The organism is Acidilutibacter cellobiosedens (genome assembly GCF_004103715.1).
Classification (GTDB): Bacteria; Bacillota; Clostridia; order Tissierellales; family Acidilutibacteraceae; genus Acidilutibacter; species Acidilutibacter cellobiosedens.
In genome coordinates this window covers 1,275,232-1,297,485 of the sequence record NZ_CP035282.1, presented here as the reverse complement: position 1 = coordinate 1,297,485, position 22,254 = coordinate 1,275,232, and the positions used below count along the sequence as shown (strand labels likewise).

At 32.4% G+C, this 22,254-nt stretch carries 18 protein-coding genes; 5 read left to right on the top strand and 13 right to left on the bottom strand.

The features are described from left to right. Nucleotides 1–88: 88 nt before the first annotated feature. The 8 genes from EQM13_RS06075 to EQM13_RS06040 all read right to left on the bottom strand — a co-directional run bounded on the left by EQM13_RS06075 (nucleotide 89) and on the right by EQM13_RS06040 (nucleotide 10,990). Complete coding sequence (locus EQM13_RS06075) at nucleotides 89–1,387, bottom strand: hemolysin family protein (protein ID WP_071140812.1); 1,299 nt, start codon at nucleotides 1,385–1,387, stop codon at nucleotides 89–91. Nucleotides 1,388–1,728: 341 nt separating this feature from the next. Beyond that, nucleotides 1,729–2,346, bottom strand: coding sequence for a HutD/Ves family protein (locus EQM13_RS06070; protein ID WP_071140813.1), 618 nt, complete (start codon nucleotides 2,344–2,346; stop codon nucleotides 1,729–1,731). A gap of 77 nt (nucleotides 2,347–2,423) precedes the next feature. Continuing rightward, nucleotides 2,424–3,491, bottom strand: coding sequence for a ribosome small subunit-dependent GTPase A (gene rsgA / locus EQM13_RS06065; RefSeq protein ID WP_200796156.1), 1,068 nt, complete (start codon nucleotides 3,489–3,491; stop codon nucleotides 2,424–2,426). A 262-nt stretch (nucleotides 3,492–3,753) separates the two neighbouring features. Then, nucleotides 3,754–5,511, bottom strand: a complete 1,758-nt coding sequence (locus EQM13_RS06060) for a DUF4153 domain-containing protein (RefSeq protein ID WP_128752263.1) — start codon at nucleotides 5,509–5,511, stop codon at nucleotides 3,754–3,756. A gap of 21 nt (nucleotides 5,512–5,532) precedes the next feature. Further along, nucleotides 5,533–7,356, bottom strand: a complete 1,824-nt coding sequence (locus EQM13_RS06055; RefSeq protein WP_071140816.1) for an ABC transporter ATP-binding protein — start codon at nucleotides 7,354–7,356, stop codon at nucleotides 5,533–5,535. Next, nucleotides 7,346–9,082 carry an ABC transporter ATP-binding protein gene (locus EQM13_RS06050; protein ID WP_128752261.1) on the bottom strand — a complete coding sequence of 579 codons (1,737 nt, stop codon included), beginning with the start codon at nucleotides 9,080–9,082 and terminating at the stop codon, nucleotides 7,346–7,348. Before EQM13_RS06050 ends, EQM13_RS06055 begins: the two co-directional genes overlap by 11 nt. Before the next feature lie 128 nt (nucleotides 9,083–9,210). After that, nucleotides 9,211–10,152 carry a sensor histidine kinase gene (locus EQM13_RS06045; RefSeq protein ID WP_206172884.1) on the bottom strand — a complete coding sequence of 314 codons (942 nt, stop codon included), beginning with the start codon at nucleotides 10,150–10,152 and terminating at the stop codon, nucleotides 9,211–9,213. Nucleotides 10,153–10,291: 139 nt separating this feature from the next. Continuing rightward, entirely contained in the window at nucleotides 10,292–10,990 is a 699-nt protein-coding gene (locus EQM13_RS06040) for a response regulator transcription factor (RefSeq protein WP_071140819.1), read from the bottom strand. 516 nt (nucleotides 10,991–11,506) lie between these two features. On the opposite strand from EQM13_RS06040, the gene EQM13_RS06035 reads away from it, so the two are divergent. The 5 genes from EQM13_RS06035 to EQM13_RS06015 all read left to right on the top strand — a co-directional run bounded on the left by EQM13_RS06035 (nucleotide 11,507) and on the right by EQM13_RS06015 (nucleotide 18,120). Next, on the top strand, nucleotides 11,507–13,600 hold the full coding sequence (locus EQM13_RS06035; protein ID WP_071140820.1) for a BglG family transcription antiterminator: 2,094 nt from the start codon (nucleotides 11,507–11,509) through the stop codon (nucleotides 13,598–13,600). Further along, entirely contained in the window at nucleotides 13,600–13,881 is a 282-nt protein-coding gene (locus EQM13_RS06030) for a PTS sugar transporter subunit IIB (RefSeq protein ID WP_128752257.1), read from the top strand. The genes EQM13_RS06035 and EQM13_RS06030 overlap by 1 nt, the downstream gene beginning before the upstream one ends. 31 nt (nucleotides 13,882–13,912) lie before the next feature. Beyond that, nucleotides 13,913–15,199 (top strand): PTS ascorbate transporter subunit IIC, encoded by a 1,287-nt coding sequence (locus tag EQM13_RS06025; RefSeq protein WP_128752256.1) that lies wholly within the window; start codon nucleotides 13,913–13,915, stop codon nucleotides 15,197–15,199. Between the two features lie 81 nt (nucleotides 15,200–15,280). Beyond that, a complete protein-coding gene (locus EQM13_RS06020; RefSeq protein ID WP_128752254.1) occupies nucleotides 15,281–15,913 on the top strand; it encodes a beta/alpha barrel domain-containing protein in 633 nt (210 codons plus the stop codon). Between the two features lie 209 nt (nucleotides 15,914–16,122). Continuing rightward, on the top strand, nucleotides 16,123–18,120 hold the full coding sequence (locus EQM13_RS06015) for a S9 family peptidase (RefSeq protein WP_128752252.1): 1,998 nt from the start codon (nucleotides 16,123–16,125) through the stop codon (nucleotides 18,118–18,120). Nucleotides 18,121–18,210: 90 nt separating this feature from the next. On the opposite strand, the gene EQM13_RS06010 is transcribed toward EQM13_RS06015, so the two are convergent. From EQM13_RS06010 to EQM13_RS19110, 5 genes are all read right to left on the bottom strand, one after another. Further along, nucleotides 18,211–19,251, bottom strand: a complete 1,041-nt coding sequence (locus EQM13_RS06010; protein WP_128752250.1) for a Gfo/Idh/MocA family protein — start codon at nucleotides 19,249–19,251, stop codon at nucleotides 18,211–18,213. A 329-nt stretch (nucleotides 19,252–19,580) separates the two neighbouring features. Continuing rightward, the gene (locus EQM13_RS06005) at nucleotides 19,581–19,931 is read right to left on the bottom strand and encodes a GIY-YIG nuclease family protein (protein WP_128752248.1); all 351 of its coding nucleotides are present in this window, start codon (nucleotides 19,929–19,931) and stop codon (nucleotides 19,581–19,583) included. A gap of 4 nt (nucleotides 19,932–19,935) precedes the next feature. Beyond that, nucleotides 19,936–20,415 (bottom strand): DUF6530 family protein, encoded by a 480-nt coding sequence (locus tag EQM13_RS06000; RefSeq protein WP_128752246.1) that lies wholly within the window; start codon nucleotides 20,413–20,415, stop codon nucleotides 19,936–19,938. A gap of 123 nt (nucleotides 20,416–20,538) precedes the next feature. Beyond that, entirely contained in the window at nucleotides 20,539–21,090 is a 552-nt protein-coding gene (locus EQM13_RS05995; RefSeq protein ID WP_161567183.1) for a type III toxin-antitoxin system ToxN/AbiQ family toxin, read from the bottom strand. 593 nt (nucleotides 21,091–21,683) lie between these two features. Then, nucleotides 21,684–22,190, bottom strand: coding sequence for a S16 family serine protease (locus EQM13_RS19110; RefSeq protein ID WP_320054945.1), 507 nt, complete (start codon nucleotides 22,188–22,190; stop codon nucleotides 21,684–21,686). Nucleotides 22,191–22,254: the final 64 nt, after the last annotated feature.

Here is a 22,254-nt window from a genome sequence, read left to right as displayed (position 1 = left end):
ATAACCTTCCTTCTTATTAAAATAAATCTTTGTACAATTCTATCACAAAAGCTACGATAATGTAAGAGCGTGAAATTAAACATACCTTCTAAATTCTGCAGGATTTAATCTTTGAAATTCTCCTTTCTTCTACCTCTTCTACTTTAAATACAATATTATCCAGCTCTATGGCCGTTTTATCCTCAAAAGATGGAATCTTCCCTATTTGCCCGATAATATATCCACTCAATGTTTCATACTTCTCGGTAGGCAACTTTATATTCATTATATCTTCAACTTTATCCAAACTTATAGTTCCATCAAACATATAAGTATTTTCATCTAATTTCTCATATTCGACTTTCTCCTCTTCGTCATATTCATCTAAAATGCTTCCCACAATTTCCTCCAATAAATCTTCCATAGTCACTATTCCCGAAGTACCGCCATATTCATCAATAACGATAGCCATATGAACTTTGTTTTGCCTTAACTCCTTGAATAACGCACTTACATTTTTAAACTCAGGGACAAAGTATGGTTCTCTCATTATATCTTTTACATCAAAATCCTTGTGAATGTCTTCTTTAACTAATTTCATTAAATCTTTAGCATGAAGAACTCCCACAATATCATCAATAGATTCCTCATAAACAGGTATTCGTGAAAAACCTTCTTCAGTTATTAAATCTACTATTTTATCCAGCTCCGAATCGATAGGTACGGCTAATACATCCATTCTGTGAGTCATGACATCAGAAACGAATTTATCATCGAAATCAAAAATATTATTTATGACTTCTCTTTCATCTTCTTGGATGGCTCCACTTTCTTCTCCTTCATCTACCATCATTCTAATTTCTTCCTCAGTTATATTATCTTCAGCAGCATTAGGATCTCCGCCTAAAATCTTTATAAAAGTATTGGTAGAAAAACTTAGAAATTTCACGAAAGGAAATGCTATAAATGATAGAACAGTTAAAGGTCCTACAGCAAATCTTGATATCTTCTCCGGTTTTTGCAAAGCAAATTTTTTAGGAACTAATTCACCTATGACTAAAGTAAAATATGATAAAATTATTGTAATAACAATAACCGCCATTGGCTTTAATACGGCTGAAGGTATAGGCAAACCAGTTCTTTCTACAGCAATAGCAAGTTTATCAGCGAAAGTGTCCGCTGCAAATGCACTTGATAAAAGGTTTGCCAAAGTTATGCCTATTTGAATAGTAGCAAGAAATTTCTCAGGATCTTTTATAAAATTATTAATAAGGATAGCTTTTTTATCTCCATTCTCAGCCATAATCCTTATTTTATTATTATTTAAAGATAGTACCGCAATCTCTGAAGCAGCAAAAAAGGCATTAAATAAAATTAGTATAAATAAAAACACAATTTGAGTAAACAAACAAATTCAACCTCCTCAAAAATTTAAATAAAACAAAAAAGACAAAAACTCCCTCGATTTTCTATTTTAATTCAAGGAATTTATTGTCTCTGTTTAAAAAATGTCTGCCTTTTTCTGCTTTTTACTATCCGACACAAACAACTGTCAGGGTTGTCATCCATTTGATTAATTTCACCTCCCAAAATAATACTGCTTAATTAAAAATTATATCAGAATATATTCACAATGTAAATAATATAAAAAACAGTCTATCCATTCTTCATTTATTACTTCTAATATATTCCTTCCATTCTTTACTATAAACAAAAAATTATAAAATAGTTGTATTTATCATTGAACTATTATTTATATACCAATATATCCATAAGTATAATATCCGAATCTTCTTTTCCGATAATTGCAATACTCATGTTCTCCTTATCTTTAATATTCAATAATATTGTATCTCCCGATTCGAGAATATAATTTTCTTCTTCCGAAACTTTAATATTTATCTTACCCCATACACAATATACTGCCTTAGTATATTGAAAAAACTTTTTATCTTTTAGAGGAAATAAACAAAAATAATCTTGATTCTTATTAATATGAGCTGAATCTAACTTTCCCTTACATTCATCAGTAAACATTAAGTTAAAATCTCTTACCTTTCCCCAACTTTTTGTTTCCCAATCTCCTTCAAAAGAATCCTGCTGAAAAGGATAGAGAATACAACTATGATGTCCTAAATGTTCTAACTTCAGCTTTCCTTCAATTATCATTATAATTCTATGAATTTCAGGAAGTTTGGTAAAGGTAGATTCTTCTATATTTACCTCTGCCGAGCTTAACCTCCATTTAAAATCTCTTTCCTCATATTTAGCTTCCTTGGGATAAATAGCTAATTGAGTAGTAGTTCCTCCTGACCATTTACTAATTTTATATTGCTCTTTTTTTATTATCTCGGCTTTTAAAGCCATATTAAAATCTCCCTTATCAAATTATCTATAGCTTTATTTCTGAATGTTAATATCCTTATATCTAAAAAATTGTCCCCTTAAATTTTATTATTATTTCTTATCTTTTTATTCCTTCTGATTATTTCCTTCTTATATTTTAATTCGGCTTTTCTGTCCATTTTTCTTTTAATGAATTCTGCTTCTTTTTTTAATTTGTTATAGTTGTCAAGTCTTGACTTAGAAATAACCCCTTCTTCTATAGCTTTTACAACTGCACAACCCGGCTCCTTATCATGCTTACAATCGGAAAACCTACAGTGTTTGGATATTTCCGTTATATCGGAAAAGGCATCTTCAATACTTTCTTCTTCATCTAAAAGCTGTATTTCTCTCATTCCCGGAGTGTCTATAACAACTCCTCCTTCCGGAAGAAGAATAAGCTCCCTATGAGTAGTAGTATGCTTTCCTCTATCATCAGACTCCCTTATTTCGTTTGTTTTTAATCTGTCTTGGCCTAACAATAAATTAATGAGACTTGATTTTCCCACTCCGGAAGAACCTATAAATACTACGGTTTTCCCAAAAGTTAAATATTTCTTCAACTCTTCCAGACCTTCATATGTTAATGAACTGACATGTATTATATCTATTCCGATGGCTACTTTTTCAACTTCCGTAAGTTTCTCCGAAATATCTTCGCACAAATCGGATTTGGTCAGAACCACCACAGGAGTTCCGCCGCTGTTCCATGCAATGCTTATATATCTTTCAAGCTTTCTTAAATTAAAATCCTGATTCAATGACATGCAGATAAATATTATATCTATATTCGAAGCGATAATCTGTTCATCTATATCGGTTCCGGCAACTTTCCTGGAAAGTTTACTTTTTCTTTGAAGTATTCCATGAATGGCCGCATTTCCTCTGTCCGATCTATCTCTGTCCAATACCACCCAATCTCCCACTGCCGGATAATCATTCCTATCCACAGCTTCAAAAGAAATTTTCCCCGATATCTGTGATAAAATTATGTCATTTTCGGTTATAACCTTATACATTCCCTTATATTCTGTGATAACTCTTCCTATATATCCATCCTTATAATACTGTTTAAATTCTTCAATTATTTCTTCATTCAATCCTAATTCAAACAAATTGTTATTCAATTTATTACCCCCAGTTATTATTTTGGGCATAAAAATACCCTGTGAAACAGCATAAAAAATTATATCCTGCCCCAGGGAGTAATAAAAATCATTTTATATGAAATTAAATCAACATCCCAAGAGCAGTGTTATTAAAATTAAAATATATTCTCATCATCATAAGACACCACTCCTTTCTTTAATATAAATTTAAAATATCATAAAATTTAAATACTGTCAATTATTAAAATTAATAAAATACTTGAATATCCATTAAATAATCTTATTTAATCTTCAACAGGATATTTATCTCCATGTTTTGTAAATGAAATTTTGCTGGATCTCCTTCAAGTTTTCCCGATAAACTCCTGATTATATATTTGATTTTAAAATCGTCATTTTCATCCGTAAAGGTCATTTCGGCTGGATCGGTGGATTTTCCCTCAGTATTTTTATTGTTTTCATATATTGTCCGGCCGTATTCGTTTAAATCCTTAGTGTATATGACTTTGCCGTTTCTGACAAGGCTAAATGCAAAGGAATTTATATCATATTCCGCCCGAATGCCTTCGACCTCAAGGGATTTTCTGTATAAAGAATTTGAATCCATAAAATAATCATAATCTTTTACATCTATGGCTCCCTCGTTTTCATAGCTGCTGTAATACAGATATTCGCCTCTTCCGTCGGAAGCTTTTTTAACATATGAAAATCCCAGTACTTCATTCATATCTCCCATAGCAAAGCCTGACGGAAGGTATTTTATATCCTCAAGGCTGTGATTATCTTCAAAATAATCCAATATACTGCTGATTTCGGCTCTGTCATCCGCAGAAATACTTCCTTGTGATTTCACGATATTTCCGTCTTCAATCATATTGTTTTTCTCCAATATGTGAACAAATCTTCGGTTTTGACTGTATTTGGATACGGAAAAACCGCTTAAAGGCCCAAAAATAGAATTCAAAACTATTACGGAGAAAGTAACGGGAATTATAATATTTCTTTTCTCCTTTGCAAATATAAAATACAGCATTATAGCCGATACCCATATTCCCAGCACCAACACATAATATCTGTTTTCAGTAATTCCATAAGCTCTCACTCTTATTCCCATAGAAACAAACATCATTATAAGAATCGGAAGAATAATTTTAGGAAACCAATTTATAAAATATTTTGCCCAGTTGTTATCAACTTTTAAGGGATATATCAAAAATATAACCCCTATGCTTAAAGTAGTATACCACAAAACCAAATTCGACACCAAACCTATAGGCCACTGCTGGGTTAAAACTATCTTCCCAAAATATACATATAATATTAAAGTGTATATAAGAATTAAAGGAATTACTATATATAATAAAAGTATTTTAAGTCCTTTAGAATATTTCTCATCGGAAAACTTAGAACTTATTAAAGGAATTTTTGCAAGAAAATATGGTACGGAAAATAGTCCTGCTATAATAACAAATGCATAATAATATATTTTCCCCTCTATATTAACGGAAAACAATTTTGATACGGAAAAAAGTATCAGAGAAATTCCGGCAAACAGTACAAAAGAGTAAATAAGAGTCATTAAAAATGAAGAAAATATTTTGATTATATAATACTCATAATCTTCTCTTCTCCCGAGGCGGGGAATATATAAAAACGTGACGTACAGAAACACACTCATCCCTATATATCTTGATATGCTTACCGTTTTAAAATCTTTAAGCAGGAAGAAATAATATAACAATAAAAATATTCCTACCAAAGCAAAAAGAATTATTTGAAAAATCCCGTTGTATTTTCCCTTCTTTTCTAAAAAGAATTTCATAGATGTAAAAAGAGGAAGCCCTAAAGCTATAACCATTATTATTTGTGTAAGATTTTCCAGTTCTTCCTTCTGCCAATAAGATCTGCTTTCTTCAAGAGCTATAAGAAGTATTACTAAAACAACAGATGTAATTATAGTAACAGGAAATCTTTTAAGGCTTGCTTTTAACCCCTTTAATGTTTGATATATATTAGCTTTAATATTAATTTGTATCATCTCCTTTTTAAATATTTTATGCTATCCTTGATATAAGCGGTAGTATTCTCCCTTTTTTGATATAAGTTCTTCATGACTTCCCCTTTCTACAATTCGGCCTCCGTCAACAACCATTATTACGTCTGCACCTTTAATAGTGGAAAGCCTGTGAGCTATAATAAATGTAGTACGATTCTTCATGATTTTAAGCATTGCTTCCTGAATTTTAAACTCCGTTCTCGTGTCAATACTTGAAGTAGCTTCATCTAAGACCAGAATAGACGGGTTTGCCAAAACTGTCCTGGCTATAGCTATAAGCTGTCTTTCTCCTTGGCTTAAATTAATTCCCCCTTCTAACAGGACGGTGTCATACCCTTGAGGCATTCTATTTATAAATTGATGAGCATTAGCCATTATCGCCGCTTCTTTAATTTCTTCATCTGATGCATCTATTTTACCATATTTAATATTATCCTTTATTGTTCCTGAAAAAAGATACGTATCCTGGAGTACAATTCCAAAACATCTTCTTACGCTGTCTCTGGTATAATCCCTTATATCTTTTCCGTCTATTAATATTTCACCTTCCGTTACATCATAAAATCTTGTAAGAAGATTGACTATAGTAGTTTTCCCGGCTCCCGTAGGACCTACCAGCGCAATTGTACTTCCCCTTTCCACTTTAAAATTTATATTTTTAAGTACGGGGATTCCCTTTTTATATTCAAAACTTACGTTTTTAAACTCCACATCTCCCTTTACATCATGAAGCGTCAGGGAATTCTCTCTGTCTTCAATCTCCTCTTGTTCGTCAAGTATCTCAAAAACTCTTTCCGCTCCTGCCACGGCCGACTGAAGAGTATTAAATATATTGGCCAAATCATTAAGAGGCCTTGAAAACTGTCTGGAATAACTAAGAAAACTTGCTATTATTCCTACGGTAATAATATTTTTTACTGCCATAATTCCTCCCGATACGGCAACTACCGCAAAACCGAAATTGTTGATTACATTCATCATCGGCATAATAAATCCTGACCATATTTGAGCTTTAGTTCCCACTTCACATAATTGAGTATTTATATTCTCAAAATATCTGATTATATTATCTTCTCTATTGAAGGATTTTATTACCTGAATCCCCGATATGGACTCTTCAATATGACCATTTAAATTTCCCAGGACATCTTGTTGTTCCTTAAAAAGTATCTCAGTTTTTTTAGCAATCCCCCGTGTCAGAAATAAGACTAAAGGTACTGTAACTAATGATGCTACTGTAAGTAAAGGACTTAGTACAATCATCATTATAAGAGCGCCTAATATGTTTAGAACGCCAGACATCAGTTGAATAGTCGATTGGGATATGGTAGTACTTATATTATCAATATCATTGGTAAGCCTACTCATTATCTCACCATTACTGTGAGTATCGAAATAAAACAACGGTAATTTTTGAAGCTTTCCAAACAGCACCTTTCTCATACCCGAAACTATTCTTTGAGAAACGCCTGCCACTATCCAGCCTTGAAAAAAAATAACAACACCGTCGGTAATATATACTGATATAAGTACTAAGGCAATAATGCGTAGATTCCTAAAATCAACGGCATGAATTCCGGGAGAAATATTATCTATGGCTTTTCCTATAAGGTATGGTGCCAAAAGTCCAACTCCAACATCTATACCTACCAATAAGAATACAAATGTCAAGAGTCTCTTTTCCCCTTTAAAATATCCCCATAATCTCTTTATAGTCTCACTAAAATTCTTCGGTTTTTCAATTGGAGCCATATTTCTCGGCCCTCTGTGTCCTCTTCCTGAAAGACCGATATTTTGTACTATCTTCTCGGAATTCTTATTTTCCATATTCTGCATCCTCCCTTCCCATCTGGGAGTAATATATGTCCTTATATATATCCGAATTTTTCATTAATTCCTCATGAGTTCCAATTGCCGATATCATACCATTATCAAGGACAATTATTCTGTTGGCTTCCCTAATTGTAGTAATGCGTTGAGCAATAAATATACAAGTTGTATTCTTCAAATATAATTTTAATCCTCTTCTTATTTTCCCTTCTGTAGTCATATCTACCGCACTTGTTGAATCATCTAAGATAAGAATTTTAGGCTTTTTGAGAAGAGCTCTGGCAAGAGAAATTCTCTGTTTCTGGCCTCCCGAAAGATTAACTCCCCCTTGCCCCAATTGAGTAGTATACTTTTCAGGAAAGGACATTATAAATTCATGAGCTTGAGCAATTTTAGCAGCATCTTGTACCTCTTCGACAGAGGCATTTTCATTTCCCCATTTAATATTTTCTAATATGTTTCCTGAAAAAAGCATTGTTTTCTGAGGAACAATAGCTATAATATCTCTCAGTTCCTTTAAATTCATCATATTCACATTTATTTCGTCTATTTTTAATTCTCCAGAAGTAACGTCATAGAACCGGGGAATTAAATTAATCAAACTCGTCTTTCCTGAGCCGGTAGAACCGACTATTGCCAACATCTCACCCGGATTACAGACAAAGCTGATATTTTTTAAAACAGGATTTAAGCTTCCGCTGTAAGTAAAATCCACGTTTTTAAATTCAATTTTTCCTTTTATGTTTTTAACATCTGCAGGAGAGTCGATTTCCCTTAAACTATTTTCTTGGTCAAAAACTTCTCCTATACGCTCTGCTGAAGCCTTTGCTCTTATGAACATAGTAAATACATGGGACATCATCACCAAAGAAAAAAGAATTTGAGTCATATAATTAATAAATGCTATTATCTTTCCTACCTGCATTGAACCGTTGTTAACTTTGATGCCTCCCATCCAAAGAATAACAACTATTCCTAAATTTATAACTAATGTTATTATAGGATTGAATATGGAAACTACTTTCATCCCTGTAATTGAAGCATTGGTTAAATTATCATTGGATATTTTAAATTCATCCAATTCATAAGCAAATCTGTTAAATGCCTTTACTACCCTGACTCCCGACAGGTACTCACGCATAACTTCATTTAATTTATCTAACGCAATTTGTATTTTAACAAAAAACGGATAACTTATTCTTACATTAAGATATATTATAAAAAAGATAACAGGGATTACTCCTATAAGAATTAAAGCCATCGGGGGATTAAGAAGTACTGCCATTATAAGGCTTCCTATACAGAGAATAGGCGCTTTTACAAATATCCTCATCATTCCGTGAGCAAAATTTTGAACTTGGGTTACATCATTAGTTAACCTTGTAATAAGAGTCGCCCCTTGAAATTTATTGATATTATCAAAGGAAAAGCTCTGAACTTTTTTGAATAAATCCCCTCTAAGCTCAGTACCAAATTTTTGGGATACTCTACTTGATATAATATTCCTCGTAGCAGCATTAACCGCTCCTATGACTGTTACTAAGAGCATTATTCCTCCCATATGAAATACATAGTTCAAGTTCTTAGCTGCCACTCCATTATCAATAATTTTAGACATAATAGTCGGCTGAAGAAGATCACAGATAGCCTCTAAAGTAAGAAATATCAATACTATTATATATTTTTTCCAATATATTCTTATGTACTTCTTCAGAAAATCCATAATGCTCATCTCCACATTATCTATAAAGTCCACTAAATTATAACATAGAAATATAAGTATTAACAATAATAAAAAAACATCTCCATAATATTCTATTCTGCAATAGAGATGTTTTATTTCATACCAAACTATGAATTTTCACATTTTAATGCTACTTCAAAAGTAGTCTTGTCCTCTCCGCTGAAAGCTTTAATGCTTCCATGATGAAGTTCTACTATGCTTTTGGAAATGGACAGTCCGAGTCCCGTTCCTCCTGTTTTTTGAGAACGGGATTTTTCAACTCTGTAAAATCTATCAAATATATATGGAAGATCCCTCTGGGAAATAATTTCTCCATAATTTACTATATCGACTATGGCTTCATCTCCGTTTCGGCGAAGGTTTATATCTACATATTTTCCTTCTTTTCCATATCTCACAGCGTTAATGAGCAAATTTTCAAATACTCTCACTAAAAGAGGGCCATCTGCCAATATAAATACCTTCTTTTCAGGAATATCCAATCTATATTTCATTCCCGCATCTTTAAAAATCGGAACAAACTCTTCCGCCAACTGCTCTAATAATTCACCTAAATTAATCTTTTTTAAGTCAACTTTAAGCCCTCCGTAATTTAACTTTGTAAACTCAAAGAGTTCATCTATCATTTTTTTCAAATCTTTTCCTTTATTATAAGCAATATCAACATAATACCTCATAGTTATTTCATCTTTATAATCATCATTAGATATTAGTCCCAGGTATCCTAATATTGACGTGAGAGGAGTCCGTAAATCGTGGGACACACTTGTAATTAATTCATTTTTGGTTTTCTCCGCATTTCTTTCTTCCTCAATAGAATTTTTTAGCTGAGAAGCCATTAAATTAATGCTTTTCGCTAATTCCCCCAGTTCATCATCGGATTTAACGGGAATATGAGATTCAAGTTGCCCCTGAGAAATAACTTTAATTTCTCTGTTAATTTCTTCAATATATTTAACCATTCTCTGCATATAGATAAAAAAGAAAAAAACAAATAGTATCGTACCGACAAAAATTACAACGGGAGTAACTCCCACACTATATTTCATAACACTTAAGGTTTGTCTTAGGAGAAGGGATCTCGGAAGGTTATAAGCTATCAGGAGTAAAAACAATACACAAAAAACAGCGGTAATGACACTCGCGAAAAAAAGAAATATTATCCTCCAACGGATACTCTTAAAAAATTTAGTTTTCAATTTTATATCCTACCCCCCATACCGTTTTTATAAACTGAGGTTGCCTTGGATTATCTTCAATCTTTTCCCTAATTTTTCTTATATGTACCATAACAGTATTGTTCCCTTCAAAATACTTTTCTTTCCATATTTCTTTGAATATTTCCTCTCCGCTAAAAACTCTTCCCGGATTTTGAGATAAAAGGGCAAGAATGTCAAATTCAATGGGAGTAAGATCTACTTTTCTACCATATACTGTCACTTCATGAGTCTTTTTATTAATTGTAAGCCCTTTTATATTTATATCATTATCATCATTTATCTCACTGTTAGGATTTAAATATATATACCTTCTTAATTGGGACTTAACCCGAGCAAGAAGTTCAAGGGGATTAAAAGGTTTCGTAAGATAGTCGTCAGCCCCTGTGGTAAGTCCCAATATCTTATCCATATCTTCAGACTTTGCACTTAGCATAAGTATGGGAATATTGTTATTTTCCCTTACTCTTCTGCATACTTCCAATCCATCCATTCCCGGCATCATAATATCTAAAACTATAAGGTGAACTCTTTCATTTTTTAATATATTTAATGCTTCCTCTCCGTTATAAGCCTTTAATACTTCATATCCATCATTAACAAGATATATTTCAATTAAATCCGATATCTCTTTCTCATCTTCCACAACCAAAATTTTCTCTTTTTTCATTCCCTCATTCCCCTTCTTCTATTAAAAAGCCTTATATTTTCAGTATATCAATAGGCTTTACCCTTTGCAATAATATTCGCTTTTTTTAAGGACTATAATGCTCTTCATTATTAATATGTCCATTTTCCTATCGATTTTTCAAATAAAATATTATTAATATACATATAACAACAATAGCGGTTTTAATAATAAACTCTAAAGTCCTCTTCATCTAATCTCCTCCCCTTTTTCTTAAATTATACTTTTAAGATATTTAAGATTTATTAATTTTTTCTTAAAATTTTATTAAATGCTTCTGAAATATTTTTCTAATGTCTGGAACCACTATTCTCATAATGCTGGGATTTTTTAAACATAATCCAATCTTTGAGCATATTCAAAACAAAAGTTAAACTCAAATCAAATTGAAAACGATACCTTTTTAAAGATATTATAAATATATAGAAACATTAAGATTCTAAATTCATAAGGGAGGTGATTTAATGAATTTTTACGAGAAATGGGGATTTGTTGAATATGGATAAAAAAATTATATCGATGCTTAACATTTTATTGAACAGTACAATTATAACTTTAAAAGAATTAGAAGAAGAAACAAATTCTTCAAAACGTCAAATTACTTATAGACTCAATAAAATCAACCATATGCTGAGAGGAATAAAAGTACCTACCATTTCTCTTAATTCGAGTAGAAATATAATTGTTCAGCAAGATACTAAAACGGCAATTAAAGAATTAATAGATAAAAATTATTCCAGAGCTACTTATTATTTCAGCAAGACTGAAAGGCTCCTATATATGTATCTCATGTTATTTATAAATATGGATTATTTGTCTATAAACCATTTTATAGATTCAATGAAAGTAAGCAGGTCTACTGTATATCTTGATTTTAAGAACTTGATCCCGGAGCTGAAAAAAGAAAATATCCAAATTAAATATAATCGTATCAGAGGATATTATTTGTCTGGGTCAGAGATGAATATAAGACGAACAATGATTAAAAGTATCAGCCAAACCTTATCAAATGGTGATAATCCAAAGGTATTTGACCTTTTTATAGATGAATATAAACTTGGCACCTTTGAATCTTCAAAAGAAATAATATCGAAACTTGTTAAGAAATACAAAATCACGTTTGTAGAAGATAGGCTTGCGGAATTTGTTTATATATTTATCTTCTTAAAATCAAGGATGGTTTCAAATCAGGATAATATTGCCAATAATCCGGATATACCAAATATCACTGTAATGAATTCTATGAAAGAATACAAATTTACTGAAGAATTATTGGAAGTCTACAATATCAAAGATAAAATTCATCCATTTGACATTATGTATATTAGTGCTTGGATTTTAGGAATATCCGTTGGAAACATCAATGAGGATACAAAAGACAGATATGTAATTTCCAAAATTGTAAACAGTATAATGATAAAATTTGAATCTATAAGCGGAATTTATTATATAAACCGCAAAAAAATATTCAAACAAATTTACTCGCATTTTAGACCTGCTTATTATAGGCTATTATTCAAACTTCCAATTTCCAATCCTCTATGTGAAAAGATAAAAGAGGAATACAAATTATTTTATAAGATTGTAAGTAATGTTATGAAAGAATTCTGCGGACTGTTTGGAGAGGAAATACCGGAAGAGGAATTAGCATATTTGACTTTGCATTGTGCCGCTATATTTTTCGACAAAAAGGATTATGAAGTTATAAAGAAAAAAACAGCTTTGATTGTTTGTTCAAACGGAGTCGGAAGTTCCGTAATCTTGTATAAGGAACTCGTGAATTTATTTCCGGAATTAAATTTTCTGCCTCCTCTTGAATCCTCCAAAATAAAGTCTGTTGTTGAGCCAATAGATATTGTATTTACTACTAATTATAATCCGGCAGTTTTAGAAATAAATGCTCCAATAATCAAAGTCAGTCCTGTTATGACTCAGAAAGAAAAATATAAACTCACCAGAGAAGTATATATTCAATTAGGTGACGTTTTTTTAAGACAACCGAAAATAGATGAAGTTATGAATATAATCAAAAAGCATACAAAAATAATTTCAGAAAGTATGCTTTCCAATGAATTGTTATCCTACTTTACACAAACAGACACTTTTACGTTTAAAGGAGATGAAGGACTCATGCTAAGTGACCTTACTAATGAAAAGCTAATCAAACTAAGAATACCTGCCAAGGATTTAGAGGAGGCCATCAGAAAATCAGCTTCTGTATTACTTGAAAATGGCAAGATAACTGAAAATTATATAGATGCAATGGTAAATGCCGCAAAATTATCTCCCTATATGGTTATTACAAAACATGTCGCCCTGCCTCATGCAAGGCCGGAAACAGGTGCAAAAGAAATTGCAATAGGCATTACCACACTTCAAGAACCTATTAAATTTGGAAACAAGGATAATGATCCTGTGAAATATATTTTCTGTCTCAGTGCCGTAGATAATAACAGTCATATCCGTACAATGTCAGAATTGGTAGAACTGCTCGAAAATAACGGATTTTATGATGTATTGGACAAAGCTGTCAATCCAAAAGAAATTATGGATTATATAAAAAAATACGAATCAGATAAGGAGGGGAAATAATGTATAAAGCTTTAATTTGCTGTAGGGCTGGAATGGGTTCAAGCATGCTTCTTAAAATCAAAGTTGATCAAGTAATCAGTGAAAATGATTTTAAAATCAAAACCGAACACGGAAATTTAGATTCACTAATCGGATTTAACGGGGACTTAGTAATTATGATGGAAGACCTTATGGATGAACTTAAGGATAAAGTCCCATATGCAATCGGCATCCGTAATATTATGGATAAAAAAGAAATCAAGCAAAAACTTAAAAAATTCATAGCTGCAAATAGTAAATAATCAATTTTATAAAGAGGGAGAGTGTATATCTATGATAAATGCAATTTTAGCTCAGACCAGAAATACGGCTTTAATTGTCGGCAGTATTGCCCTTATAGGTCTCTTATTACAAAAAAAGTCTGCTAAGGATGTAATTTCGGGAACAGTAAAAACAATTATCGGATTTATGATTTTTAACATTGGTTCAGGAGCAATTTCAACAATTGTAACTAATTTTACTACATTGTTTAATGCGGGTTTTGGTATTGACGGAGTAACCACTCAAGTAGAAGTTGCCACAGGTATGGCGCTTAATACTTACGGAACCGAGGTAGCACTGTTAATGTTGGTTGGTTTCGTTGCCAACCTATTAATTGCAAAGTTTACACGTTTCAAAGCAATCTTCTTAACCGGACAGCATTTTCTTTATTTTGCATGTGTACTTGCATTGATATTCATTGCTAACAATTTGCCTATAATTGTAACAATAATCATTGGAGGTATTATTTTAGGATTTTGTGGTGCCGCACTTCCTACAATATGCCAACCATTTATGAATAAAATTACGGGTTCGGATAATTTAGCAATGGGACACTTCAACTGTATAGGATATGCATTATCGGGATATATCGGAAAATTTATTGGAAAATTCAGTAAATCCAAAAAAAATTCAGACTCAAGCAACATTGAATTGCCTCAATGGTTTGAACTCTTTCGTGATTTCGTTTTCTCAGTGGCATTATTTATGGTTGTATTGTTCTATGTTGCAGTCATAGCATGTGCTGCCAATGGACAATTATCATTGGTTCGGGAAATGTCCGGAAATGATCTATGGTTCATCTATCCATTGCTTCAAGGTGTTCAATTTGCTGCCGGTATGAGTGTATTAATCTATGGCGTTCGTCAATTTATAGCTGAAATTACGGCTGCATTCGTTGCAATTTCGGAAAAATATATTCCAAACTCAAAACCGGCCGTTGACTGCCCTGCTATCTTCCCATTTGCTCCTACCGCAGTATTAGTAGGATTTATAGGTTCATTCATGGGCGGATTATTCGGTATGTTACTTATGGTACTCTTTAAGAGTTCGGTTATTATGATACCAGCTGCAGGCATCTGCTTCTTCTCAGGCGGAACTTGCGGTGTCTTCGGCAACGCTTACGGTGGATGGAAAGGTGCCCTGTTTGGCTCATTCATAGTTGGAATCGGTCTTGTCCTTTTACCATTAATTCTCTATCCGGTATTTGCCGATTTAGGTATTGCCGGTGCTTCGTTCCCTAACGTGGACTACAACATCGTTGGTTCTATTATCAACTGGATATTTGGTCTATTCCGCTAATGTTAAATTTACATTAATTTAAGTAGAGTTTACCTATACTTAATTACCACAAATTAATATAAAAATATTAGGAGGTAAAATATGTTTAAAACGGATATAGAAAATAGGATTATAAAAGCAGGTGTTATGGCAATTGTCAGAGTGGAAAATGTTGAAAGGTGTCAAGAAATAGCTGAAGGCTGTCTTGAGGGCGGAATAGATGTTTTGGAAATCAGTTACACTTTACCCAATGCAGGAGATGTAATCAAATTTTTGAATGAAAAATTTGGCGATAAACTGCTTATAGGTGCAGGTACGGTTTTAGACGGCCTAACTGCAAGATTAGCCATACTGTCCGGAGCGAAATTTATCATCGCACCGAACTTCAGTAGAGAAGTTGTCCATGTATGTAACAGATATCAAATTCCATATGCTCCAGGTTGTGCCACAGTTACGGAAATGACAGAAGTACTGGAAGCCGGTGCTTCATTTATAAAAGCCTTTCCGATTTCAAACTTCTACGGACCATCACTTGTATCTGTTATAAAAACTCCACTCCCTCACATGCCCATACTCGCATCCGGTGGAATAAACCTGGACAATCTAAGTACATGGATAAAAAACGGAGTGGATTGTGTGGGAATCGGCGGACTTTTAACAAAAGGCAGCAGACAGGAAATTGCTTTAAATGCAGAAAAGATTCGTAAAATCATCGATACTACTAGAAGCATGTAAGACATGTTTATATTTAAATAGTAATTAATAAGAATATACATGACAAGGGTCGGATATTTCTTGTCATGTATATTCTTTATAATATTTATTTTATCTTCCCATAATATTTTTAAAATCCTGCATATCATAAAATTATGTAATAATATATAAGAAAACAATAAAATATTGTATAATATTATTATACAATATTTTAAAAACGGAGGGTAAATATGGAAAACTTAAAGATTGATGATTTCACAAAATACAAATTTCTATCAAAAATTAAATATTCCCCCAACGGAAAATATGGAGGATTTGTAGTCAGCAGAATGGATGTGGAAGAAAATAAATATCTTTCAAACATATGGATCTATAATACAGATACTGCAAAACTACTCCAATTGACTTCTCTTGATGAAGAAAAAGACTTTATTTGGCTGGACGACTCAAATATTTTATTCCCCGAGATTAGAAACCAGAAGGACAAAGAAAGAGTTCAAGAAGGAGAAAAGTTTACAAATTATTATAAAATAAATATTCACGGAGGAGAAGCCTCTTTTGCCTTTAAAATCCCATTGCTTGTTACCGAAATCAAAAAAATCAGCGATAACAATTTTATACTTACAGCCTTATACGATGATTGCAAACCAGATTTAACCAATCTGAAAGAGGCTGAAAAAGAATCCGCTTTAAAAAAGATTAAGGAAGAAAAGGATTATGAGATATTAGATGAAATTCCTTTCTGGAGTAACGGAAGCGGGTTTACCAACAAAAAAAGGAATAGGCTATACTTATACAATTCAAAAGAAAACAAGGTTATTCCTACTACCGACAAGTACTCAAATGTAGAATTGTTTAATTTAAATAAAGATAAATCAAAAGCAGTTATTATTATAAATACTTTCAAGGATAAAATGCCTCTCACTTCAAATATGTACTTATATAATACAGCGGATAATACTTTGGAAAAAATAAGCGGGAAAGAATCTTTCAGTTACTCTTATGCAGAATTTATGGGAGAAAAAATTATATTTGCAGGAAGTGACATGAAAGATTACGGATTAAATCAAAACCATCAATTTTATATCATGGATTTATCTTCGGGAAATGTTAAAAATATATCTCCGGATTTTGATATCAGTACTTGGCAGTCAGTAGGTTCGGACTGCAGATATGGAGAAAGTGACACATTTAAAGTTGACGGAAATTATCTTTATTTTGAAACTACCGAATGGAATTCATCTTATATAAACAGAATAGATGAAAACGGACATATCGAAAAAATAACTAAAGAAAAAGGTTCCGTTGACGGCTTCGACGTTCATGAGGAAAATATATTATTTGTAGGAATGAGAAATATGAAACTTCAAGAACTTTATCTATTGAAAGACGAAAAAGAAGAACAAATAACATTTTTCAACGAATGGGTTTCAGAATCTAAAAAGATATCTTCTCCGGAAAGAATTGCTTTTGAGACAGAGCCTGGAATTACCATAGAAGGCTGGATATTAAAACCGGTGGATTTCGATTCCAATAAAAAATATCCCACAATATTGGATATCCACGGAGGGCCGAAAACAGTTTACGGAGAAGTATTCTATCATGAAATGCAGTATTGGGCAAACGAAGGATATGCGGTAATATTCTGCAACCCCAGGGGAAGCGACGGAAGAGGAAACGAATTCGCCGACATACGAGAAAAATACGGTACAATAGATTACGATGATTTGATGAAATTTACAGATATCATGCTAAAGACTTATTCTTTTATAGATAAAAACAGATTGGGAGTGACGGGAGGTTCTTACGGAGGATTCATGACCAATTGGATCATAGGACACACCGACAGATTTGCCGCTGCTGCAAGTCAAAGGAGTATCTCCAATTGGATATCCGATTTCGGGACTACGGATATAGGATACTATTTTACAGATAACGAGATGGGAGGAACTCCTTGGAATAATCATGAAAAATTATGGTTTCATTCTCCGCTGAAATATGCTGATAAGGCAAAAACCCCCACTTTATTTATTCATTCCCAGGAAGATTACAGATGTTGGTTAGCTGAAGGTCTTCAAATGTTCACTGCTTTAAAATATCATGGAGTTGAAGCAAGATTATGCATGTTTAAGGGAGAAAACCATGAACTCAGCAGAAGCGGAAAGCCTAAACACAGGATCAGGAGATTAAAAGAAATTACCGAGTGGATGAACAAATATTTAAAATAGCAATTTAAAATATATATATAATGAAGCTGCTCTATTTCAATATAAATAAAGCAGCTTCATTGTTAAATGTCATATGTTCTAAATGTTAATCTAATTTTCTTCGATTTTAATTCTTTTGCCTTCCGAAAAAAGAGCAGCTTCACACACCTTCATTACTCTCAGAGCAAATTCTAAAGAACCCCGTTCAGGGACTTTTTTCTCCAGTATGCAATCACAAAAATATTTCATCTCACCATATATTCCTTGTATAAATAAAGCTTTATTTTCAAGGGTTGCAAGACAATTCTGAGGTTCCCATAAAATCGCCCCGTAATCTTCACCCTCACTTATAAAACTTTCCGTATGTCCGTAATCAAATGGTATCCCCCGATTAAAAATTACCCTTGTGGTATTGTCTATTTTAACATTCCAACTGTTACCGTATATATTATACATTTCATTAGGCTGGGGTCCCGTTGCTAAATGGAGATTTCCTATAATTCCATTTTCAAATTCTATTATACAAATACCGCTGTTTTTACCAACATGAGATGTAACATAAGATACCTTCCCTCCTACTGCTAACATAAAGGAAAGCGGATGGCAACTGTTTTTATGCCATTTAGTATATTCTTTATTCTTTAATATATCTTTACCATTATCAGGCAATTTAACAGGGTATACAGCAAGAATAGAATCAGGTACACCGTATTTTGGATTATTAACAATTTCTATTGCCTTATCCGTAGCTGGCATGAAAGCCTTTTTAAATCCTGCTACCGCAACTAAGCTGCCTCTGTCTTTAATCATTTGAAGAATCTGTTCCGAGTTTTCTGCAGGAGGTTTTTCTACAAAAACATTTACTCCTGCTACGAATGCCTGAGCTGCAATATGAGGCTGTACACTTGCCGGAGTACAAATAAATACAGCATCCAATTTTTCATTTTCAAACATTTTCTGAGAGTCCATGTAATGACGACATCCATATTGCCGAGCAGTATTAACAAGTATTTCCTCATTTGAACGGTTGCATACAGCGCATAACTCAACAGGAAGATAATTAAGGGCAGGTAAAAGATTCCTATAAGCATGAGACCCAATCCCCACCATTGCGACTTTCAACTTTTGTTTATATTCTCTTTGGTACATCATATAATGTTCCTCCTCAAATTTATATATTTATATCCTGTTATGTTCAAACAAATTATTGTTCTTTTCTATACCAAATTATAATTCTTTATATTCACTAATTAAATCTTCCTTAAAACCAGTATAATTATGTAATTAGTTTCTTATATATCCCTCCAAAATTTTATCTCCTCCATGTCCTAGTTGTTACTGTGTCATATAATACAATAACATAAACCCATATTATACAACAATAAATTTTATTATAGAAATAAAATAAACTAATATAAAAAGGGCTCCCATTAAAGAAAGCCTTTTTAAAAAACATTATATTGAGGAAGAATAAAACTTTTCTACAGATTATAAAATTTTATATTCTCCTTTGACATCTTTTCTTCCCAAACTTCCTTAAGCAGTGCCAGATCATCCCTATAGTCGGTTTTGGTCTCATCTTCACTATATTTAAGAGTATCAATTATACTAATATTAAATCTATCTTCACCGTACCTGTTCCAATCCTCCTGCAGCTCCTTATTGGGATGAGTTTTTGCATTAAGTTTAAAAACAGTGCTGTTTATTCTGCCTTTTAAATTTGGAGAAGATTCCATGAAATATTTATTATTAACAGTACATTTAACTGCAAATATTCCCATTTCCGGCTTCATCTGCTTATATAATTCTTTAAGTTCCTTTTTCCTATCCATTTGACTAATACCCCATCTCCTTCAATATCCTTGACAGTGTCTTTAATCTCTCTCCGATAAGTTCATCATCATTACTGAGAGCTTGCCTGAAAAGCTTAATATCCTCATCAATTTTTTCATTATCCACACATACCGATACCGTCATGGCATCTCCCTGAAGTCCCACTCTGTCAATAACAGGATTCTTATCATCATATAGTTTGGGATATCTATAAGCCTCTCTGAAATAGAGTTCTGTTCTGCATACAAGTATTGCAAGATCAAGTACCCGATGAAGAGGAAGTTCCTCAGATTGCCTTGACCACTTTTCTCCCGTATATCTCCATACCTTAGCGGATATATCCACTTTCCCTCTGTCGTTCCACTGGGCCAAGCCTAATGAAAGGCCTTTAGCATCGCTATTATAAGCATACCTGCCGTCAACATTTTCATAGTTCTCCGATATAATAACAGGTTTATGTTTTAAAGTTGTTGGTATTTTCATAATATGCCTCCATATAATTAATTAGTAAATTAGTAGTTTACTAATTTACTAATTAATTATATATTAAACATTATGATATGTCAAATAAAAAAGACAGCCGTTAAGCTATCTTTTTTATTTATCCTATTTTTCAATATTTCTATGTTCTGTTTCATTAGATACCGCTATGTATTGTTTTGCAGGTTCGATATATTTTAAACATTTCTCTTCAAGTAATTTAAAATTACAACATATACTTATAAAAAAAGGATCTTTTTTAATTACTACTTTATTATAAGTATTTTGAGCATGTTTATTAATCCTCTCCTTATTATTATCACAAAATATAAATTGACTTCTCAATATTTCTTGATAATTGGCATCTTCATCTTTAAAGTCAAAGTTTATTAATTGCGATTCTTTTACAGGAATCATATTGTTAAAAGCGATTAATCCATGTCTTCCGTTGTTTATTTTTAGTATATGAGGATTGCTTTTTAATTTTCTATGACTAATTCTTGGATGCTCTAAAGGTGCAAAATACCTAAAATCATTTATTTCCAATACAACTCCTATATATGGTCTCTTTTTATTATAATCATCAGATTTATATATATCATATTGAACTTTATTATCAAATTTCCAAAGGTATTTTACATAATTCAAATCAATTTTATAAAATCTGATTTTTTGCATTATTACCCACCTCATATAAGAAAAGCTTTTCTTGAAACTCATTTACGGAAGGTTCTTTTAAAATTATTTTTTATATTTGTTATAATAAAAGAGAAGATGAGGCATTATTTTTTGTAACCTCATCTCTCATTACAACGTCCCAACTCAAGGCATGGGGTCTCCTATTTGATAACAATGTCCCAACTTAAGGCATGGGGTCTCCTCTTTGATAACAATGTCCCAACTTAAGGCATGGGGTCTCCTCTTTGATTGAATGTGAGTTTTAACTCACAGGTTTAGCATATTCACTATACAATTTATTATGCTCAAATTTTTTATATATTTAATAATTATACCCTTTTAAACAATTTGTACAGTATATTTTTTAACTTTCTCTTATAGGGACAAATTAAGAAAGTACCTTAACACCTACTTACTCATTTATATTATACCATAAACTTTTCAAATTTAGCAATTAATTTTTACAACAAATCCTCCTATTTTACAGCTATAATTTTCTTAAAAAATCCTACATAAATTCATAAGAAATTATAACATATTAGATGAATATTTATGTGAACTATTAATAGTATTTTTCCCTTGATGAATCAACATTATTCTACTCCCAATGCTTTAAATACCGCATCTTCCGCATTTCTATAAAAAATCAAATTAAAAGTTCCTACCAATTCCGGCGGCACCGTTCCCAAATCGGCTGCCGATGTCAACGGCAGGAGTACTTTCTTTGCACCGCTATCTAAACATACCTGTAAAGTATTAGCTAATTCATCTACTTTTATCAATGTACCTCCGATACTTATATCCCCCAATATAGCCATACTGCCAACAGGCGGTTTATTTAAAGCAATGGAACATATTGCAATTACCGTAGATAGAGTCAGGGACGTAGTCATCCCTATACCGTTTAAATCCTGAACATTTACTAAATAGTCTTTAGTCGTAGTGCTTATATTTCCACTGATGAATTTACTATTTGCCTTAAGATATTTATAGGCCGTATCAACTGATTCTTTGGCTGACGAATTAGAACCAAGTCCTGTTCTCTCAAACTTACCGTTACCTGATGTCATTTGTGTCTCCAATTTAAATACACCAATCATTCCTGATTTTCCTCGGGATACATGATAAATATGTCCAGGTTTTCCCATACCCTTTGGGATTAAG